22 protein-coding genes and 2 pseudogenes are annotated in these 17,369 nt (G+C 51.0%); 19 read left to right on the forward strand and 5 right to left on the reverse strand.

The window, feature by feature from the left end; all coding sequences use genetic code 11:
- Positions 1–9: 9 nt before the first annotated feature.
- The gene (locus BLP91_RS06745) at positions 10–468 is read right to left on the reverse strand and encodes a tripartite tricarboxylate transporter TctB family protein (protein ID WP_091568063.1); all 459 of its coding nucleotides are present in this window, start codon (positions 466–468) and stop codon (positions 10–12) included.
- A gap of 7 nt (positions 469–475) precedes the next feature.
- Positions 476–1,537, reverse strand: a complete 1,062-nt coding sequence (locus tag BLP91_RS06750; RefSeq protein ID WP_091568066.1) for a Bug family tripartite tricarboxylate transporter substrate binding protein — start codon at positions 1,535–1,537, stop codon at positions 476–478.
- A 228-nt stretch (positions 1,538–1,765) separates the two neighbouring features.
- Here BLP91_RS06750 and BLP91_RS06755 point away from each other — a divergent pair, with 228 nt between their 5' ends.
- Positions 1,766–2,755 (forward strand): zinc-dependent alcohol dehydrogenase, encoded by a 990-nt coding sequence (locus BLP91_RS06755; protein ID WP_091568069.1) that lies wholly within the window; start codon positions 1,766–1,768, stop codon positions 2,753–2,755.
- 160 nt (positions 2,756–2,915) lie between these two features.
- Positions 2,916–3,281: a DUF2512 family protein gene (locus BLP91_RS06760; protein WP_245662168.1), complete on the forward strand. Its 366-nt coding sequence runs from the start codon at positions 2,916–2,918 to the stop codon at positions 3,279–3,281.
- A gap of 252 nt (positions 3,282–3,533) precedes the next feature.
- Here the strand turns inward: BLP91_RS06760 and BLP91_RS06765 are convergent, their stop codons facing one another.
- Complete coding sequence (locus tag BLP91_RS06765; RefSeq protein ID WP_091568075.1) at positions 3,534–3,812, reverse strand: HPr family phosphocarrier protein; 279 nt, start codon at positions 3,810–3,812, stop codon at positions 3,534–3,536.
- A 337-nt stretch (positions 3,813–4,149) separates the two neighbouring features.
- On the opposite strand from BLP91_RS06765, the gene nhaC reads away from it, so the two are divergent.
- The 13 genes and pseudogenes from nhaC to BLP91_RS06825 all read left to right on the forward strand — a co-directional run bounded on the left by nhaC (position 4,150) and on the right by BLP91_RS06825 (position 13,875).
- On the forward strand, positions 4,150–5,565 hold the full coding sequence (nhaC, locus tag BLP91_RS06770; RefSeq protein ID WP_091568078.1) for a Na+/H+ antiporter NhaC: 1,416 nt from the start codon (positions 4,150–4,152) through the stop codon (positions 5,563–5,565).
- Positions 5,566–5,766: 201 nt separating this feature from the next.
- Positions 5,767–6,249 (forward strand): annotated as a pseudogene (locus tag BLP91_RS16935) (DUF169 domain-containing protein); the annotation flags it as partial.
- Positions 6,250–6,273: 24 nt separating this feature from the next.
- Entirely contained in the window at positions 6,274–6,435 is a 162-nt protein-coding gene (locus BLP91_RS17065) for a hypothetical protein (RefSeq protein ID WP_245662191.1), read from the forward strand.
- Positions 6,436–6,470: 35 nt separating this feature from the next.
- Positions 6,471–6,698 (forward strand): hypothetical protein, encoded by a 228-nt coding sequence (locus tag BLP91_RS06780; RefSeq protein ID WP_091568081.1) that lies wholly within the window; start codon positions 6,471–6,473, stop codon positions 6,696–6,698.
- Positions 6,699–6,860, forward strand: coding sequence for a gluconate 2-dehydrogenase subunit 3 family protein (locus BLP91_RS16360; RefSeq protein WP_245662169.1), 162 nt, complete (start codon positions 6,699–6,701; stop codon positions 6,858–6,860).
- A pseudogene (locus BLP91_RS06785) lies at positions 6,853–7,991 on the forward strand (GMC family oxidoreductase N-terminal domain-containing protein); the annotation flags it as partial. The gene BLP91_RS16360 and the pseudogene BLP91_RS06785, both read left to right, overlap by 8 nt.
- Positions 7,992–8,662: 671 nt before the next feature.
- The gene (locus tag BLP91_RS06795) at positions 8,663–9,328 is read left to right on the forward strand and encodes a response regulator transcription factor (protein WP_218119241.1); all 666 of its coding nucleotides are present in this window, start codon (positions 8,663–8,665) and stop codon (positions 9,326–9,328) included.
- The gene (locus BLP91_RS06800; RefSeq protein ID WP_176757876.1) at positions 9,325–10,740 is read left to right on the forward strand and encodes a sensor histidine kinase; all 1,416 of its coding nucleotides are present in this window, start codon (positions 9,325–9,327) and stop codon (positions 10,738–10,740) included. The genes BLP91_RS06795 and BLP91_RS06800 overlap by 4 nt, the downstream gene beginning before the upstream one ends.
- Positions 10,733–11,056 (forward strand): hypothetical protein, encoded by a 324-nt coding sequence (locus BLP91_RS06805; RefSeq protein ID WP_091568090.1) that lies wholly within the window; start codon positions 10,733–10,735, stop codon positions 11,054–11,056. The genes BLP91_RS06800 and BLP91_RS06805 overlap by 8 nt, the downstream gene beginning before the upstream one ends.
- A gap of 1 nt (position 11,057) precedes the next feature.
- On the forward strand, positions 11,058–11,825 hold the full coding sequence (locus BLP91_RS06810; RefSeq protein WP_091568092.1) for a hypothetical protein: 768 nt from the start codon (positions 11,058–11,060) through the stop codon (positions 11,823–11,825).
- Between the two features lie 69 nt (positions 11,826–11,894).
- Complete coding sequence (locus BLP91_RS06815; RefSeq protein ID WP_176757877.1) at positions 11,895–12,518, forward strand: TlpA family protein disulfide reductase; 624 nt, start codon at positions 11,895–11,897, stop codon at positions 12,516–12,518.
- Positions 12,519–12,537: 19 nt separating this feature from the next.
- On the forward strand, positions 12,538–13,254 hold the full coding sequence (locus tag BLP91_RS06820) for a cytochrome c biogenesis CcdA family protein (protein ID WP_281220458.1): 717 nt from the start codon (positions 12,538–12,540) through the stop codon (positions 13,252–13,254).
- Positions 13,255–13,272: 18 nt separating this feature from the next.
- Positions 13,273–13,875, forward strand: a complete 603-nt coding sequence (locus BLP91_RS06825) for a sortase (RefSeq protein WP_245662186.1) — start codon at positions 13,273–13,275, stop codon at positions 13,873–13,875.
- Between the two features lie 356 nt (positions 13,876–14,231).
- On the opposite strand, the gene BLP91_RS06835 is transcribed toward BLP91_RS06825, so the two are convergent.
- Positions 14,232–14,495 (reverse strand): hypothetical protein, encoded by a 264-nt coding sequence (locus tag BLP91_RS06835; RefSeq protein ID WP_091568106.1) that lies wholly within the window; start codon positions 14,493–14,495, stop codon positions 14,232–14,234.
- 178 nt (positions 14,496–14,673) lie between these two features.
- On the opposite strand from BLP91_RS06835, the gene BLP91_RS06840 reads away from it, so the two are divergent.
- The gene (locus BLP91_RS06840; protein WP_091568109.1) at positions 14,674–15,243 is read left to right on the forward strand and encodes a class I SAM-dependent methyltransferase; all 570 of its coding nucleotides are present in this window, start codon (positions 14,674–14,676) and stop codon (positions 15,241–15,243) included.
- 70 nt (positions 15,244–15,313) lie between these two features.
- Here BLP91_RS06840 and BLP91_RS06845 read toward each other — a convergent pair whose 3' ends face one another.
- Complete coding sequence (locus tag BLP91_RS06845) at positions 15,314–15,793, reverse strand: DsrE/DsrF/DrsH-like family protein (protein WP_245662170.1); 480 nt, start codon at positions 15,791–15,793, stop codon at positions 15,314–15,316.
- Between the two features lie 250 nt (positions 15,794–16,043).
- Here BLP91_RS06845 and BLP91_RS16710 point away from each other — a divergent pair, with 250 nt between their 5' ends.
- From BLP91_RS16710 to BLP91_RS06860, 3 genes are read left to right on the forward strand one after another with little or no spacing between them, the layout of a single operon-like run.
- Positions 16,044–16,373 carry a rhodanese-like domain-containing protein gene (locus BLP91_RS16710; protein WP_425412192.1) on the forward strand — a complete coding sequence of 110 codons (330 nt, stop codon included), beginning with the start codon at positions 16,044–16,046 and terminating at the stop codon, positions 16,371–16,373.
- Positions 16,374–16,391: 18 nt separating this feature from the next.
- Positions 16,392–16,964 carry a sulfurtransferase TusA family protein gene (locus BLP91_RS06855; RefSeq protein ID WP_091568114.1) on the forward strand — a complete coding sequence of 191 codons (573 nt, stop codon included), beginning with the start codon at positions 16,392–16,394 and terminating at the stop codon, positions 16,962–16,964.
- A gap of 1 nt (position 16,965) precedes the next feature.
- Positions 16,966–17,361, forward strand: a complete 396-nt coding sequence (locus tag BLP91_RS06860; RefSeq protein ID WP_091568116.1) for a DsrE/DsrF/DrsH-like family protein — start codon at positions 16,966–16,968, stop codon at positions 17,359–17,361.
- Positions 17,362–17,369: the final 8 nt, after the last annotated feature.

Genomic DNA, 17,369 nt, shown 5'->3' on the forward strand with positions numbered 1-17,369 from the left:
TTCACCTCCTTATGATGGAAAAACGATTTTAAAGATATAGACAAACAGAACGTAGATCACACCAGCAGTAATCACCGCAACCAAAAGGTTGGTCAGCCAACGGGAGCGATTCAGTATCGTCATGGAGGTAAATAGGTAAAGAATCGACAAAAGGAGGAAATGGATGACCTGCATCAACACGGCAAACAGAAGGATACCACCGATAAAAGAGACCAGCCTTACCAGTGGAAGGGAAGGCTCGGAGCCTTCATCAGAGCCCTGGTCCTCTTTTTCATCGGAGGCGGGGATGGCCTTCCTCCGCCATATCAAAAGGGAACAAATCAATAGAAGAATGGCGATCAACGCCGGAAAAAAACTGGCGGATGACGGATCTAACACCTGATTGTCTTCAATGTTGAAGGATAGCCCCAGGATTGTCAGACTGATCGCAGTTAACAGAAAGGGAACTCCCCGGCTGGAAGCGGTCATCCGTCAATCACCTCTCTTGATCGGAACGGGATGGTTTTTTGGGAATGTTTAACTTGGCGGGGTGCACCTTGGCTTCCCCGCCCTCATAGATCAACCAGGCGGTGGTGGATTGCCAATCGCGCCAATATCGTTCCGCCTCTTTGCCGTGGAGGTTCATGGGAATGGCGCCGATATTCCTCAGCGCTTTCTGGAATTTGGGGGTTTCTTCCGCCTTGGCAAAAGCCTTCGCCAGTTTCGCTTTTATCGGTTCCGGTGTCCCTTTTTTCACCCACACCCCGAAAAAAGGCCCCCATGGCAGGTGTTGTTCCAGTTGGGGCAAGGATTGCGTCACAGTCGGCACATCAGGTATGGCTGGAACCGGCTGATCGTTGATCACAGCGAGAATTCTTACCTTGCCGGCCTTCTGATTATTGATGGCGGCGCTCAAGGCGGAAACAGTGGCATCGATATGCCCGCCCAGCAAGGCGGTTAAAGCCGGTCCATCTCCCGGGAAGGGGATCAGATTAAAGCGGGTACCGGCTGCACCGTTAATCATGCTGCTGACCACGTGGGGCAGTCCGCCCGGCCCGGTGGATCCCATCTTGATCTTTCCGGGGCGCGCCTTGGCATCCTGGAGCAGGTCATCCAGGGTTTTGTATTTGGAGTCGGCGGGCACCACCACTGTTGCCATCGTTCGTGCGTACAGAGCAATCGGTTCAAAGTCGTCAAATCCCAGCGCCGAAATATCCAGTACCCCATACAGAGCCGGATTTTCCGCGGAAAACAGCAAATGGGTACCATCGGGCTCCTGTTCATAAACATAGTGGGTTCCGATGGAGCCGGTGGCGCCGGGCTTATTCGTCAACACGATCGACTGTCCCAGTTCTTTCTCAACTAATGGGGAGATGGTGCGGGCGATGCTGTCGGTGGTCCCGCCTTGATCCCAGGGGATGACGCCGGTGATGGGTTTGGAGGGATAGGTGCCTGTCGTTTGGAATTCATTAGACAGGAAAACCGGAGCGTTACAGGCGGACAATAGGATCAGACTCAAAATCAGGACCATGCCAGTCCCTAACCGCAACCATTTCATAGATGCCACCTCCTTGGCAATGATCGAGAAAATTTAGCCCGTTAAATGATAAAAGTTGCAGATTGGAACGAAGTATAGCAGACGCTAAAAAGATTTGTCTACACAAAAGGGAAAAATATAAAAATGAAAACAGCCATCGCTTTACGAAACAGGGGGTCCCACTTACAATGATGATCATGAACCGATTACAAACAGGGACACCATTCACAATTGAAGGAGAAATCAATCATGTTGGAAATCCGTCTCAATCAACCCGGTGATCTGGAGTTAAGAGAGATGGAACCCCTTCGGTCCCCGGGGGAGGAAGAGATCCGGCTCCAAACCATCTACGGGGGAATCTGCGGCTCGGATCTCAGTCTCTTTCAAGGTCGACTACACCATGCCACTTATCCGCTCCGGCCCGGACATGAAATATTGGGAAAGATTGTGGAGGCGGGGAAAGAGGTAGGTTACGATATCGGAACTCGGGTCGTGATCCTCCCTAATACATTTTGCGGAGAATGTGATTTTTGTCTACAGGGGAGAACCAATCTCTGCCGTCACAAACGCTCCCTTGGCGTCAATGCCGACGGTGGGTTTGCGGAGGAATGGATCCTCCCCGGTCGTTATGTGCTGCCGATTCCCGATAATCTCCCCGATGAAAAAGCGGTGTTGATCGAACCCTTTGCGGTGGTGGTTCACGCCTTTAACAAGGTGAACATAACAGAAGGTACCGCCGTATTAATCGTCGGTTGTGGCAATGAGGGAATGTTAGCGACTTGCCTGGCGGATCATTTGGGAGCCGATGTCACCGCCGTCGACTTGAAACCGTCCAAGCGGGAGTGGGTGAGCCGTCTTGGGCGGGTTCGCGCAGCAAAACCAGAGGAAATCGACGAGGAAACCTTCGATGTGGTGATCGAAGCCGCGGGAACGAAGTTATCCGTCGAGCAGAGTATCCAGCATGTGGCCCCTGGCGGTGCCATGGTCATGATCGGCATGACCCAGGAAGCCAATATTCCGGTGATGCAAATGGTGCGCCAAGAATGGACCTTATACGGATCCATAATCTATAACTATCCCGATGATTATCTGAAAAGCATCCAGTATTTGCGGGACGAGCGCTTCAAGGTGGATGAGGTCGTCTCCGAGATCCTTCCCTTTTCCCAGGCTGAGAAAGCTTACGAAAAAGCGATGTCAGGTGAATATGGCAAAATTTTATTGGATTTTCGAGGATCCTAAAGGAAAAATGAGGCGGCAGCTGAAAAAGCTGCCGCCTTTTGCTGTGTAACGCCTCAAAATTTCGGGAATACGGGTCCGGTGTGGAGATGGAAGGGAGTTAAGATGAGAAAAAGTTTTATTCAAAAAGGAAAAAGGTGAACAGGATGAAGTGCTTCAAGAAATGGGTGGTCAAATTCATCATGATGACCGCCGTCTTATGGCTTGTACTGGGAGGGCTTTTCGGGATCTCCTTTGGAACCCTTTTCACCACCAGTGTGTTGCTACCGGTCTCGCTTATCTCATCGGTGACCGGTTTGTATTGCCGCGATATGGTCATGGAATAGCGACCATCGCGGACTCTGGTCTCGCCCTGGCAAGCGCCTGGCTGTTGGGTTCCCTTTTGTTTACAAGGCCGATTGCCCTGGGGATGGAAGTGCTGATCTCCGCTGTGGTTACCGCCATTGGGGAAGCCTTTTTCCATCGGTATACGTGCAGGAGGCGGGGCGGATGTTCCGTCGGAGCCGAACCTACAGACGGAATTTGGTGAGGAGAACAGGGAAACGGGTTCGCTGGTGTGAAAATAAAGAATACCGGCCGATCATGGCCGGTATTCCGGGTCAGAGAAAGATGATGGTGAAAGAGGGAGAAAGGTTGGGTCGGGTAACCTTTCTGAATTCAATATAACAAAAGAGACTTTTTTGGTCGATCAGTCGGAAGGATAGTTTTTTCCCCCTCCATTTGGCCCATCCTTTATGCGGAGGGTAGAAGGGAGTCATCGATTGTTAGGGTGATTCCCCTTTCACATGGCTTCCAGGGCAAGTTTGGGTACGGGAAACATCTTTTCCGAACAACTTATGACTCGATCGGCATCGGTTCCATGAGCCACTATATGAAAGGATTCTCCCGGTCGAAGGTGACTGAAGAACCACGCCAAACTTAATATGCTTTTTCCGTTGATCTCCGCTGCTTGTTTGCGGAGATAAATTTCGCTTTGAAAGAGGAGGAACTTTTGCCGCAGATCCAAGATCTGATCCAATGTGATCCTCGTCGATAATACCAGTAACTTTTGTCGAAGCAACGGGGCATCCCCTTTCGTTGTATGCCTTTACATTTAAATATACCCGATGATTTTTAAGTATCGTTATATAAATATTGAACATTTTGGGAGAACTGATCAAAAAACGGATCCATGGTGACGGTTGACTAAAAGACCTGCGCGGCCCTATGGGTCTTTTTTTCTACCCCCTTTGGACGGTTTGGTCTTCCGCAGGGACCGTTTTGCTTAGCTTTTCTCGGAGAACGATTTCACTTCCAGATCGGTTCGAGAGAAGGGAGTATTATTACGAATATTTTGACTAATGGGTCGGAATCCTTTATGATAACCCTAAATCATGAAAAAAAGTGGGGATTTGACGATGAAAAAAGAGATTTCATTTCCGGTGGCATTGCTTCCACTGTCCTGTATGATTGCGGCGATGGCTGTGACTGTGATCCTTTTGGAGCAGAGTCCGCATATGCCCTTGGTTTTCGGTACCATGGTGGCGGCCATGGTGGCTTGGCGCTACGGTTACAGATGGTCTGAAATCGAACAGATGATGTATCAGGGTATCCGCTTGGCTTTACCGGCTCTCGTCATCATTATGTTGATCGGTTTAACCATTGGTTCCTGGATTGGCGGCGGGATTGTGGCGACGATGATCTTTTATGGATTGAAAATCATGTCGCCCTCTCTGTTTCTGGTGTCGATCACAGTGACCTGCATGATCGTATCATTGGCTATCGGCAGTTCCTGGTCGACCATGGGTACCATCGGGGTGGCTGGACTGGGTATCGGATTAAGCATGGGGATTCCGGCACCGATGATCGCCGGAGCAATTATTTCCGGCTCTTACTTCGGCGACAAAATGTCGCCGCTTTCAGATACCACGAACTTGGCCGCGGGGCTGACCGGTACCCATCTATTTGTACATATTCGTCACATGCTGTACACGACCGTTCCGGGGATTTTGATCGCTCTGGTGGTTTACGGGTTTATGGGGATGAGGTTCGGAGGAAGGGAGATGAATGGCACCCATATTGAGCATACGATTCAAGTTTTGCAAGACCATTTTGTCATCTCCCCCTATCTGTTACTTGTTCCCCTCCTGGTTATCGTGTTGGCTGCGAGGAAAGTACCGGCCATTCCGGCTTTAATGGTGGGGATCGCTTTGGGGTTTCTGTCCCAGATCGTGATTCAAGGCGACTCGGCTGCTTCTGCGGTGGCCGCTCTCCAAAGCGGGTATGTGATTGATACGGGGACGGAAATGGTCGACAATCTGTTTAACCACGGTGGGTTGGAATCGATGATGTACACCGTCTCTCTGGCCATGGTAGCGATGACCTTTGGAGGTATTCTCGAACATTCCGGAATGCTTCAAGTGATGGTCAATCAGATCCTGAAGCTGGCCAAGTCCGCCAAAGGGGTGGTTACCTCCACGGTGATCTCTTGCTTTGCAACCAATACCACCTGTTCGGATCAATACATTTCTATCGTGATCCCCTCCCGCATGTATGCGAGAGTTTACCGAGATCATCGGCTTCATTCCAAAAATTTGTCACGGGCGCTGGAAGATGGCGGTACGCTGACCTCAGTGTTTGTTCCCTGGAATACCTGCGGCGTCTTTATCATCGGTACACTGGGTGTCCATCCCTTCGACTATGCCCCTTATGCCATCCTCAACTTTGTCGTACCAATGATTTCCATCCTGTACGCAGTTTACGGAGTCACCATTCAAAAGCTAACCAAAGAGGAGATGCTTGAACTGGAACAAGAAGAGAAGGCATCTTTATAGAAAAGGATAATGGCACCGAAAAGGAGAGTCTTTCCCAAGGATGGTCGGCTTCGTAGCACCGTCTGTCCAAACCATGGTGCGCATAGAAGGGAGAAGATGTCCCGTGCCAACAGAAACAGAATTCCATTGGAAACAGATTTCCGATGATTTAAACTGATACCTCCGTTTAAAAACCATCCCGATCGGGATGAAAATGAGGCGGTGCCAAAGATAGGCCGCCCGAAAAGACGCTATTTATTGGATCAAATCGTGGCTCAAGCGGCACGGATCTGCTTTACTCTAGGCGTCACCGCCGATGACCTTGCCCTGAAACAATGTGGAGCCATCGTCTGGCTGATGGCACAAGATCATGAGTGGTATACTGGTGAAGCGATGGAAGGGGTTTGGTTTGAAACGCGGGAAGATTCGGCTGCTCACCAAGGAGCGCTGGATGTTGTTCCCTACGGAAGGTACGAAGCTCTGGCTGTCTCCCGGCTGGCAACCGGGCGGCTGGATCCACCGGATATCTGTTTGATTTACGGCACACCGGGGCAGATGATTCTGTTGATTAACGGATTGTAATGGAAAGGATATAAAAAGTTTGAATGGAGTGTCGTCGGCGAGAGCGCCTGCGCCGATTCATGGGGTAAAGACCTATCCACAGGCCAACCCAGTTTATCGATTCCTTGTTACGCTGAATGCCGCTTTGGCGGGGTGCTGGATGAAGAAATGCTAATGGCCCTCCCGCCGGAGGATCTAGTGAAGGGGATCGAAGGGATGGCTCAGCTTTGCAAAAACGGCTTGCGATATCCGATCCCTTCCTACGGCATTCAAGCGGACCCCTCTGGAGCCGATTTACCCGGAGTGGGTGCAGAAGGATTAACCCGATAGCAAAGCATCCGAATTCATATTCGGATGCTTTTTTTATGGAAACTACTTTCCGTATCTGCATCTATTGCTCCCGATCAGCCGGGGATGAGCGAGAGGTGCTTGTCGATTTCGTGTTGTCCCACATCGGTCAGACGTTCACGTCCAAAATCGGGGAAGGACAGCGGAAGGCTGGTGTACCGAAGGGCTCGGTTCTGATCCGTAAGGGGCTGAAAGCCCTTGATGCGTCGGCATCAGCAGCACGGACAGCTTTTTTGATCGATTAGATGAGGCTTAACTACTTACTCAAAATGACTGTGGAAGCTTATTATTCTCATCTGGTCGCTTGGTCGGAAATCGGTTACGGCGGTCCCGCTTATCCGCGGGGGTACGTGCGAACAGAGATGGGTCAGTTGGATCCATGGGAGGCGCAGCCCGAACATGAATAGAAAATACGCCGATGAAGAAGTGGATGTCGTAACTGTGGGAGCTGGAGTGCCGGCGGTGTGTTGGCCCATGAACTGAGCAAAGCGGGGGTGAAGGTGTTGGTCCTCGACGCCGGGCCGATGCGCGACCCGAAAAAAGATTTTGCCAGTGATGAGCTGTCCATGAAAAATCTCGGGTGGCAGGATACTCGGATCGTTGACGGCCAAAACCCCCTCACCATGGGTCATAATAACAGCGGGCGTGGAGTGGGCGGAAGCACCGTCCACTTTACGGGGGTTTTTCTCCGTTTCCACGATTCTGATTTCCGGACGCGGACTCTGGACGGAGTCGGGGAAGAATGGCCGATCACCTATGAAGACCTGGCCCCCTATTATGACAAAATCGAAAAAGAGATCGCCGTCTCCGGTCCCAAACATTTTCCCTGGGGCAATTTTCACGGACCGTATCCCTATCCGGAGCGGGAGCCCTTAGGCCCCAATGCCTATATGTTTCAAAACGGGTGTAAAATCTGGGGATCGAGAGCGTGGTCTCCCTCCTAGCCATCCTGTCCGCTCCTTTTGAAGGATGCCCCCCCTTGCATCAACCGCGGGTTTTGCAACCAGGGGTGTATGCCGGACGCCCCAAATTTAGCACCTTGATCGTCCACATCCCGAAGGCGATTCGGGCGGGTGCGGAGGTTGCCCGACTGCATAGTGACCCGGGTTCTGACGGACCAGCGGGGCCGAGCCACCGGTGTCCAATTTATCCACGGGGGAAAAATCTTTGAACAGAAAGCCAAGCTGATGATCCTGTCCGCCTTTGTGGTGGAGACCCCGTGTCTGCTCTTCAATTCCGCCGACAACCGGTTTCCGGAGGGGGTGGCCAACAGCAGCGGTTGGGTGGGTAAAGCCTTTATGCCCCACAGCAGTTATGATGTGTACGGAAAGTTTGATGAGGAGATCCGCTTGTATAAGGGAACGTCGGTACTGGCCACCACCCAGGCCTTTTACCGCAACGAATCCCAACACGAGTTCGCTCGTGGCTACACCCTGCATGCTCACGGGAGCGTGACCGGTTCTAGACAAGGGCCCTTGTGGGGGGAAGAGCTGAAGCGGATCATATTGGGCTATAACTACTACGGACGGATTACCATGGGGCGGAAACCCGACCAACACCGTGATGGCGCTGGCCGCTCGAACGGCCGATTACATCAAGGGAAAAGCCCGGGTTGCGTGAGTTGTAAAAACGACATGCTGCATCATGGGCAAGCCCTAACAGCTACGGCAAGATGAGGATCGCGAAAATTGAACCCTTAAAGATTTCCTCGGGAGATCTTCAAGGGTTTCGTGTCATCGGGGAGCGATTTTTCATTAAGAAGATAAAAATAATGGGGACGAAACAAGGGGAAAAAGGTGGACTTTGCACGATGTTTGGAAAGGGGTTTGGTAGCTGGAATAAATATCATCCCATTTCCTCGGATCCCTTGAATCGTCCCGTAGATTTCATCTCCATTCTCAAGCGGATTTTGGTGCTTCCCCAGGTGATGTGGTTTTAGTTGATAGGGAGATAGCGCTTTTCCTTTCATTTTTCTTTCCTCCTAACATCTTAGTTTTCTTTATGACTATCCTATTCTGATAACATGGACGGCGGAAAGGCCATCCTCCAACTATTCAAAAATGGAAGCGTATCATCATGGGATGACCCTAAGAATCAACCATTTGGATGTAGGTGAAAGTTAGGGGAGGAGGATCCCGCTTCTCCACAAAAAAAACACATTTTTTGTCTACAATCCTTTTAAGTGTAGACAACAAGCGAGGGGTTTATATTGCAGCCTTCTATTTTGATCGTCGATGATGAAGCGGAAATGCGGGAGATGCTCACTCTGATATTGGAAGATGAGTTTTCCGTTGTTACCGCTTCCGATGGGGAGGAAGCTTTACAACTGCTTCAGTCTCATTCCTTTGATCTGTGTATTCTCGATCTGATGATGCCATATCGGGATGGGATGGAGGTGCTGGGGCACCTGTCCAGAGAAGGTGATCGCCTTCCGGTGATCATTTTGTCTGCGCGTACGGATCCCCGAGATCGGGTGACGGGTTTGGAAAAGGGCGCCGATGACTATGTCACCAAACCCTTTGACCCCCCTGAACTGGTCGCCCGCGTCAAGTCCGTTCTGCGACGGACCGGCAGAGGAAGGGATGGGGGGATTCACATGGACCGGAAGGGACGAACCGCCTATGCAGGCGGGAAAGAATTGAAGTTAACCCGGACGGAGTTTGATTTACTGGAAGCTTTGATCTCGTCTCCCCAACGGGCGTGGTCCAGAGCGGAGCTGGTGGAAAGGGTGTGGGGGCTCGATTTTCCGGGGGATGAACGGATTGTAGATACCCATGTGAAAAATTTACGCGAGAAAATTAAACAAGCGGGAGAAACAGCAGAAGCGCTGGAAACCGTTTGGGGCTATGGATATAAATGGAGGTCTTCTCCATGATACGTGGGATCACCGGCAAGTGGCTCTTGTCCGTCCTGGTGACGATGACGATCGGCCTTCTGCTGCTGGGTACGGCTAGTTACCAAGTGGTGACCGGACATTTCGCCTCTTTTGTCGGAAAAAACCTGGAAGATCGCACGCGTATTTACGCCTCCCTGTTGTCCGAAGATTTTTCACCGAAGACGCTGGAATATATTCGTCGAATGGAACAGGGATCAGGGCGATGGGTATTTGTATTTCAACCTTCAGGAGAGCTATATAACGATAAGCCAAAGGAGAAAGCGTTGATCCAGGCCGTGCAGGATCGACTTCGGCAAAGGGATGGAGTTCAACGGCATCGAATGACGGTGCCAGGTTCCCGGAGATCGGCTCTGATGGTTGCCTCACCCTTCACCCCTTCGGAGAAAGCGAGAGGAACAGTGGCGGTAGTGTTGGAAATGACCTGGCTTTCATCCATTTTTCATTCCCTGGAATCATTGATGCTCTTGGCCGGAGTCGGTGCTTTGCTCATCGGGGGCGGAATCGCACTACTTCTCTCCCATCAAACCGTGCGACCCATTCTTGATATTCGGAATGCTGCGGTACGGCTGGCCCATGGAGATTATCAGACTCGAGTTTCCGTACGGGGAAACGATGAACTCACTTCCCTGGGTAAGAGCATGAATGAATTGGCTCAAAGCTTGGACTCCTATCGCTCCTCCCGCCGCACCTTTCTCTCCGAAGTCTCCCACGAGTTGCGTACACCTCTAAGTTATCTGAAGGGATATACGGCGTTGTTGGATGAGCGGGACTTGTCAAAGGAAAAGTCAAAGCGCCTGACACAGGTGATTCGGGAGCAGACCGACCGGCTGGAACGGTTGGTGGAGGATTTGGTGACCTTAAGTCGATTGGATGAGGGAAAGCTGGAGGTGGATAAAGCGTACATCTTACCGGCAGAACGGGTTGAAAAGGTGATTCAAGAGTTGGAACCTCATGCTGAAAAGAACGGGGTTCAATTGCGGTGGTCGAGTCAAGTGGATCAAACGTTATGGTTTGATCCGGTCCGTTTCGACCAAATCTTACTCAACTTGTTGGATAACGCCATCCGTCACTCCGAAGCAGGTGGCCAAGTGCACGTGAGCCTGTCCACTTTACCGGAAACCGACCGGATGCGCATGGAGGTGCAAGACCATGGGATGGGCATGGATACAGAGGAATTAGAGCGCATCTGGGATCGTTTTTATCGCGTGGAGAAATCTCGCTCCCGTGAGCATGGCGGGAGTGGTTTAGGTTTATCCATTGTCCGGCGGTTGGTCCATCTGCATCAGGGGACGATTGAAGTTAGAAGTCGGCCGGGGGAAGGGACCGTGTTTCTGATGGAGTTTCCCATGTGGACATCCGGCGGGGAAAGAGGGGGGGATTCGATTGAGTAGACGGGAATGGTGGATCGTGATCCTGTTGTTTCTCGCAGGCGGAGGATGCCTGACCACGGCCGTTCAGGCCACCCCCTTCGGACCGGTTTCTGAGATGATAATCCCTTTTTTGACGGGATTGCGCCTCTTGCTGTTGTTTCTGTTGGCTTTGTTGCTGTTTCGGATCATCGAGCGATGGTTTAAACAGCAAAGACAAAAAATGTGTTCCTGTGGCACGTCTCTGGATGCATCTTGGCATTATTGCCCTCATTGCGGGCGGCCTACAACCGACCGGTACAAAGATAGGAAAAGGGAATTTGGTGAGAAGGAGGGATGAGATGTTTACACAAGATGTACTTCCCTTGGGGCCGTTTTTACTGCCTCTCGTCTGGATGATCGGCGCTCTCTCGATCGCCGCTGGCGGGAAGGTGGCTGAAAAATGGGAAGCGCCGGTTCAAAATCGTATCTCCTGGAGCGAAGTGCTGATCCACGCCGCTCTGTTGTGGTTCATCGTCTGGCGCTGGAGTCCGCTGTTATGGGATCCGACGGCGATTGGGCAGAACCCCCGCGCGCTTCTGTTCGTATCCGGAACGGAAAAGGGGGTCTGGTTGGGCGGTGCGGTGGCGGCCGGTTTTCTCGCTTGGTTCCTTCGCAGAAAGCGTGTCGGCATTGGACGCTTTCTCGATGTTCTCGTCGTCGCTGCGGTGACAGCAGGCATCGTCTACAATCTGCTGTTGGTACGGTTGGGCAAGACCACCTCCTTGTTTTGGGGCATGTCACCGGAGGGATACAGCCAACAATATCATCCGGTCCATCTGTACCGTGTGATCGTGTTGGCGGCGGTGTGGATGTGGGGGTGGAAGAAGAGGCGATGGCTCCTCTCTGGTAACACCTTTGTTCGTCTCGGGACGGCGACGGGGATCTCTCTATTGCTGGTCTCCTGCTTCGATTACCATTCAAACAGGTTATGGTTGGGCCTCTCCGGCGAACAATGGGCGTTCATCGGCTTGGCCCTATTGGCGTGGATCGCCGGATGGTGGCCATGGGGACACCATGAAAAGGAACCCGATTCTCCACAAAAAAACCACATTTCTCCTTTATCATGAGTTTGGAATGCGATGGATAACTGATATCTTTCAAAAAACCCGACAAGGGTTGTTGAAGGAGGAATGGGAATGAGGAAACGTGTATTATGGCGCAATCTACTGGTGGGCGTCGTCATCTTGGGAGCGGTCGCCGGTGCCGTTTGGACCTCCGGGGGGCAAAATAGCTCGGAGCAAAACACTTCTGAGTCGGACCGTTCCACCGCCGATCAAGAAAATGCTAGCGCGAAAGACAATGCTAAGGGGGCTCAGGGACCGGCGCGGGATCAACAAGCGGCGAAAAGATTTCAGGCTCCCGACTTTACGTTGAAGACCTTGGAAGGAGAGGAAGTCACCCTGTCGGAGAACGATGGAAAGCCCAGTATCATTAACCTGTGGGCCTCCTGGTGTCCGCCCTGCAAGGTGGAAATGCCGCACATCCAGGAAGCTTACGAAAAATACGGGGACCAAGTCCATTTCCATATGGTGAACCTGACCAGCTTGGATAACAAAAAGAAAATGAAAAAGTATGTAAAAAAAGAACAATTTACCTTCCCTATTTTGTTGGATGAAACAGGCGAGGTGGGGGAGAAGTACCAAGCTTTTTCCATTCCCCAGACTTACGTGGTAAATGAAAAAGGGGAAGTGATTCAGAAGATCACCGGAGCGATGTCAAAAGAACAACTTCAGGAAATCATGGAAGATCTCACCTCATAAAAAGGGGAAAGGAGGAAGAATGATGGCGGATGTAACTTTATGGCTGGCCTTTGGAGCAGGTGTGCTCTCATTTATATCCCCCTGCTGTTTGCCCCTGTATCCCTCCTATATCTCCTATATCACTGGGATGTCCGTAAGACAGTTACAGGAAGACAACTGTTCCAAGGAAATACGGCGAGCAACCATGATTCACACCCTGTTTTTCATCCTGGGATTTTCGATCATCTTTTTCGCCCTTGGCTTTTCGGCCAGTTGGGTTGGGACGATTTTTAGCCAATACCGCGATCTGATCCGGATGATCGGCGGGGTCTTGATCGCCGCGATGGGCTTGTTTTTGCTGGGGATTTTTAAACCGAACTTCATGATGAAAGATAAAAAGTTTGATATCGGAACCAAGCGGTGGGGCTACATCGGCTCTTCCGCGGTTGGGATGGCTTTTGCCGCAGGTTGGACTCCATGTGTTGGTCCGATCCTCGTGTCGGTGTTAGCCCTGGCCGCTTCTAATCCCTCGGCGGGGCTTACGTATATCACTGCATACACTCTGGGATTCGCTATTCCTTTCTTTGTGATGGCCTTTTTCCTGGGGCGCACCCGGTGGATTCTGAAATATTCCTCTCGCTTGATGAAAGTGGGCGGTGCCCTGATGATTGTTTCCGGCGTGCTGTTGTATACCAATCAGATGCCCCTGATTATTTCCTGGCTGACCGGTTTCTTTGGCGGGTTTACGGGATTCTAAGGGGAGGAATCAAGATTGGTGCGGTTTTTAGCGATTTTGCTCATTATCACCGGGGGAATGATGGTTGCCTACAACGGGGTTCAGTGGTGGGATCAGCTCAAAATAGCTGCGACAGATCCACAATTGGCCGTGAGCATTGCAAACAACTGGGATGAACGGACACGGGAGCCCTCCCTGACCCGAGGGATTTCCTCCCCTCTTGATCCACAAAGAGGAGAAGAAATCGGCAAACTCTACGTGCCGCGAATCGGTGTGGTAGTTCCGATCATTTACGGAACCGGCGATGACGAGTTGGCCCAGGGAGTGGGACAATATATCGGATATGGAACGGTTCTCCCGGGGGAAACAGGACACACGGTACTGGCCGGACATCGGGAAACAGCCTTTCGCCGAGCGGGAGAGTTGAAAGACGGGGATAAATTTTATGTTAAAACCAAGGACCGCGTATTTACTTATCAGATCCGAAAAACCTTTATTGTGGATGACGACAACCGATCCGTCATCGTGGGACATGATCAACCCGATGCTTCGTTAATCACCTGTTATCCTTTCGACATGGTGGGCAGTGCTCCCCAGCGCTACATCATCCGTGCGGACCTCGTCGATATTAAAAACCGGTAGTACCGGTGTGAACAATTGTGTTGGAACGCGATCGGTTTTAAAGGGTGGAGAATGCCCGAACATGCTTGGAAATCCAGCAAATCGTAGCCAGGTCTGTCTCGAACCTGGAAGAATAAGAGATCAGTAAACCACCCCCAGTAGAAACAGTTGCTCATGGGTGGTTTTTCCCTTTCGGTAGCCTCTACAACTGATGTTAAAGAGTTTGTTGCGGTAAAAAAGGCGGACCTAAAGCCCGAAAGGGTAGGTCCGCCACATGGATGGCCTTACTTAAAACAAACCAAGAAAATCGTCATCGTTATCCTTGGAGTCACTTTCGTTCTCGTCGTTGAAGAGTACATCGAGTAAAATGTCGAGGCTCAATTCATCGCCTTCATCCTCAGAAGATACAGACGCTCCAAGATCTGCTTTACCGTTCGCTTCATCATCCTCTGAAGAAGCGCCCAACCCGCCACACCGACCCGCAATTGGGCATTTTCGTCTTCATCTTCCGACGCGATTGCGATACCTGTGTCAGTTTGCAAACTGTTTGCCGATACCGTGGACGGAGAAAAAGCCCCTCCGGCAAAAGTTAAAGTCATCGCCAACGCGCTAAATCTGAGTCCTTTCATCCAACGATTCATATGATCCACTCCTTCGGGTTAAACGACTCCCGGAAATCGTGTCTGTCCGATCGGACAACCCCTAAATACATGTAGGGGTATATGTGCATCGATAACTTTTTTATGACCGAGGATGTAAATAACGATACATGATAAGGTATGTTATGGTAGATGAACCGATAGAATGGAGAGATCATCAATGGCAGATCGAAGATTTGACCCGGCCAAATCCGACCGGCTTGATTCGCCAGAGCGCAGACGTCAGTTGCCCCCTGAGATGGTGTTGAAGGAGTTGTCGATTCAATCATCGGACAAAGTCTTGGATTTGGGGGCGGGAACCGGTTATTTTACGCTGCCTGTTGCGCAGATGACGAAGGAAACCATTTATGCCCTGGATATCGAACCGAAGATGCTAGAATCTTTATCGGCACGAATCGAGGAACAACATCTGTCTAACGTTGAGGTTCTCAAAGGAGATATCCAGGAGATCCCCTTGCCATCCCAAGAAGTGGATCGAATCATCGCGTCCATGGTCCTGCACGAAGTGGATCTTTCCAAAACGCTCAAGGAAATCCACCGTGTGTTAAAACCGCAGGGAACCTGTTTGTGTCTGGAATGGGAGCGAAAAGAGAGTGAAGAAGGGCCGCCGCTTCATCACCGGGTGAAATCGACCGACATGGAACAGGTGATGGAGGCGGAGGGGCTGATGCCGCTTCGGACCCGTTTACTCACGGAGAATCATTACATGATTTTGGCCAAAAAGAAATGATTCCGCATAAAAACGTCGCCGTGTCTGGCCATCAGTACGGCGACGTTAAGTCGTTGAAGGAATCCTTTATTCAAATAAATAGATTGTGTTTTGAATCGTAAGCTTCGCCCAAATAAGCGGCGACACCGCCGTAGTCGATGCCATCGATCAGTTCGTCTTCACTGATTCCCAGCACATCCATCGACATGGTACAGGCGACGATGTTGACCTCCATCTCCTTGGCCATGTCTATCAGTTCGGGAAGGGTGGAGATGTTTTTCTCTTTCATCACCTTTTTCATCATGCGGCTTCCCAACCCGCCAAAATTCATCTTGGAGATGCCGAGGCGGTTGGGGCCCTGAGGCATCATTTTGCCGAACATCTTTTCCATGAAACTCTTTTTATTGGGGGAGACGTAATTTTCCTTGCGCAGGATATTTAGTCCCCAAAAAGTGAAGAACATCGTCACCTTCCCGCCCATCGCGGCGGCGCCGTTGGCGATGATAAAACTGGCGATCGCCTTATCCAGATCGCCGCTGAATACAACGATTGATGTGTTGTTCTCTTCCAAAGCAGAAACCTCCCTCAATAAAAATGTTATAATACATATACCCGTGTAAGTATATGGGTAGCTTTCGATTTTGTCAAACATCTCACGATGGGCAAACGTACTGAACAGAACTGTTGAATCAAAAATCATCCCTTGACAATAGATATACCCCTATATGTATAATAGGGCTGTCCAAACGGACGAACTGCAACACGAAAGTCATTTAGATTTTGCTTTCCCTTTGTTTGTTTCCCAAATTACCCATACGGGTATATGTTATGGAGGTGTCGACACGGCTAAATACCAGAAAGTAACATCCCAGGAATTATTTGATCGAATGGATCGTCGGGAAGACTTGATCCTAGTGGATGTGCGTGAAGATGGGGAGGTCCGCACCGGAAAGATCCCCGGAGCGAAACACATTCCGCTGAGAGAGCTTCCTATGCGTCTGTCGGAATTGGACCCCAATAGGGAGATTGTCTTTGTCTGTGCCGGCGGAAACCGCAGCAAGAAGGCATGCCAATACGTCGCTGACCAAGGGTTTGATGCCGTTTGGAATCTGGAAGGCGGCATGAAGAAATGGATCGGACCTGTTGAATAAGGGGAGGGGGATGAAGAAGTGAGTGACAAGGTGGATCAAAGGCTGGACTGTAAAGGAATCGCTTGTCCGATGCCGGTGGTGAAGACCAAAAAAGCGATGGATCAATTAAATCCAGGCGAGGTGCTGCAGGTGGAAGCGACGGACCGTGGCTCCCTTGCGGACCTCAAAGCTTGGTCAGAACGGTCCGGACACCAGTACCTGGGCAGCAAGGAAGAAGGGGACGTTCTCCATCACTTTATCCGCAAATCCTCCGAAGGGGAGGAGAAGGAAGAACAACGTTTCCCCCATGTGGTGGAACTGAAAGAGTTGGAAAAGCGCTATTCCGATCCCGATCTGACGGTGCTGGATGTACGGGAACCGATGGAGTATGCCTTCGGCCACATTCCTGGAGCGAAACTTATCCCCCTCGGGGAATTGGATGAGCGCCTGTCGGAGTTGAATACCGACAAGGAAATCTGGGTGATCTGCCGGTCCGGTTCCCGGAGCGATTTGGCCAGTCAGAAACTGCACGAGAAGGGATTCCAGGTCAAAAATGTGGTGCCAGGAATGAAGGATTGGCAAGGTCCCACTGAAAAAGAGGAGGATGAATGAGATGGCGAAAAAAGTAGCGATCATTGCCGCCAATGGCGATTTGGCCACCGCCTACAAAACAATGAACATTGCCACCGCGGGGGCAGCCAGCGATGCGGAAGTGGGGATTTTCTTCACTTTTGAAGGGTTGAATATCATTCACCGGGAGGGCCATCAACAGCTGTCGATGGGCCCCGGCAAAGAGCACATGGCAGAAGGATTTAAAAAAGCGGGCGTCCCCTCTATCGGTGAACTGCTGGATATCGCTCGGGAGAGCGGAGTCAAGCTGATCGGCTGCCAGATGACCATGGATGCGATGGGTATCGATAAAAACCAGTTGATTGATGGCGTCGAAGTGGGTGGCGCGGCCAGCTTTCTCGACTTTGCCTACGATGCGGATATCACGCTCAGTTTTTAACGACGGAG

It is taken from the genome of Melghirimyces thermohalophilus (genome assembly GCF_900102685.1).
GTDB lineage: Bacteria > Bacillota > Bacilli > Thermoactinomycetales > DSM-45169 > Melghirimyces > Melghirimyces thermohalophilus.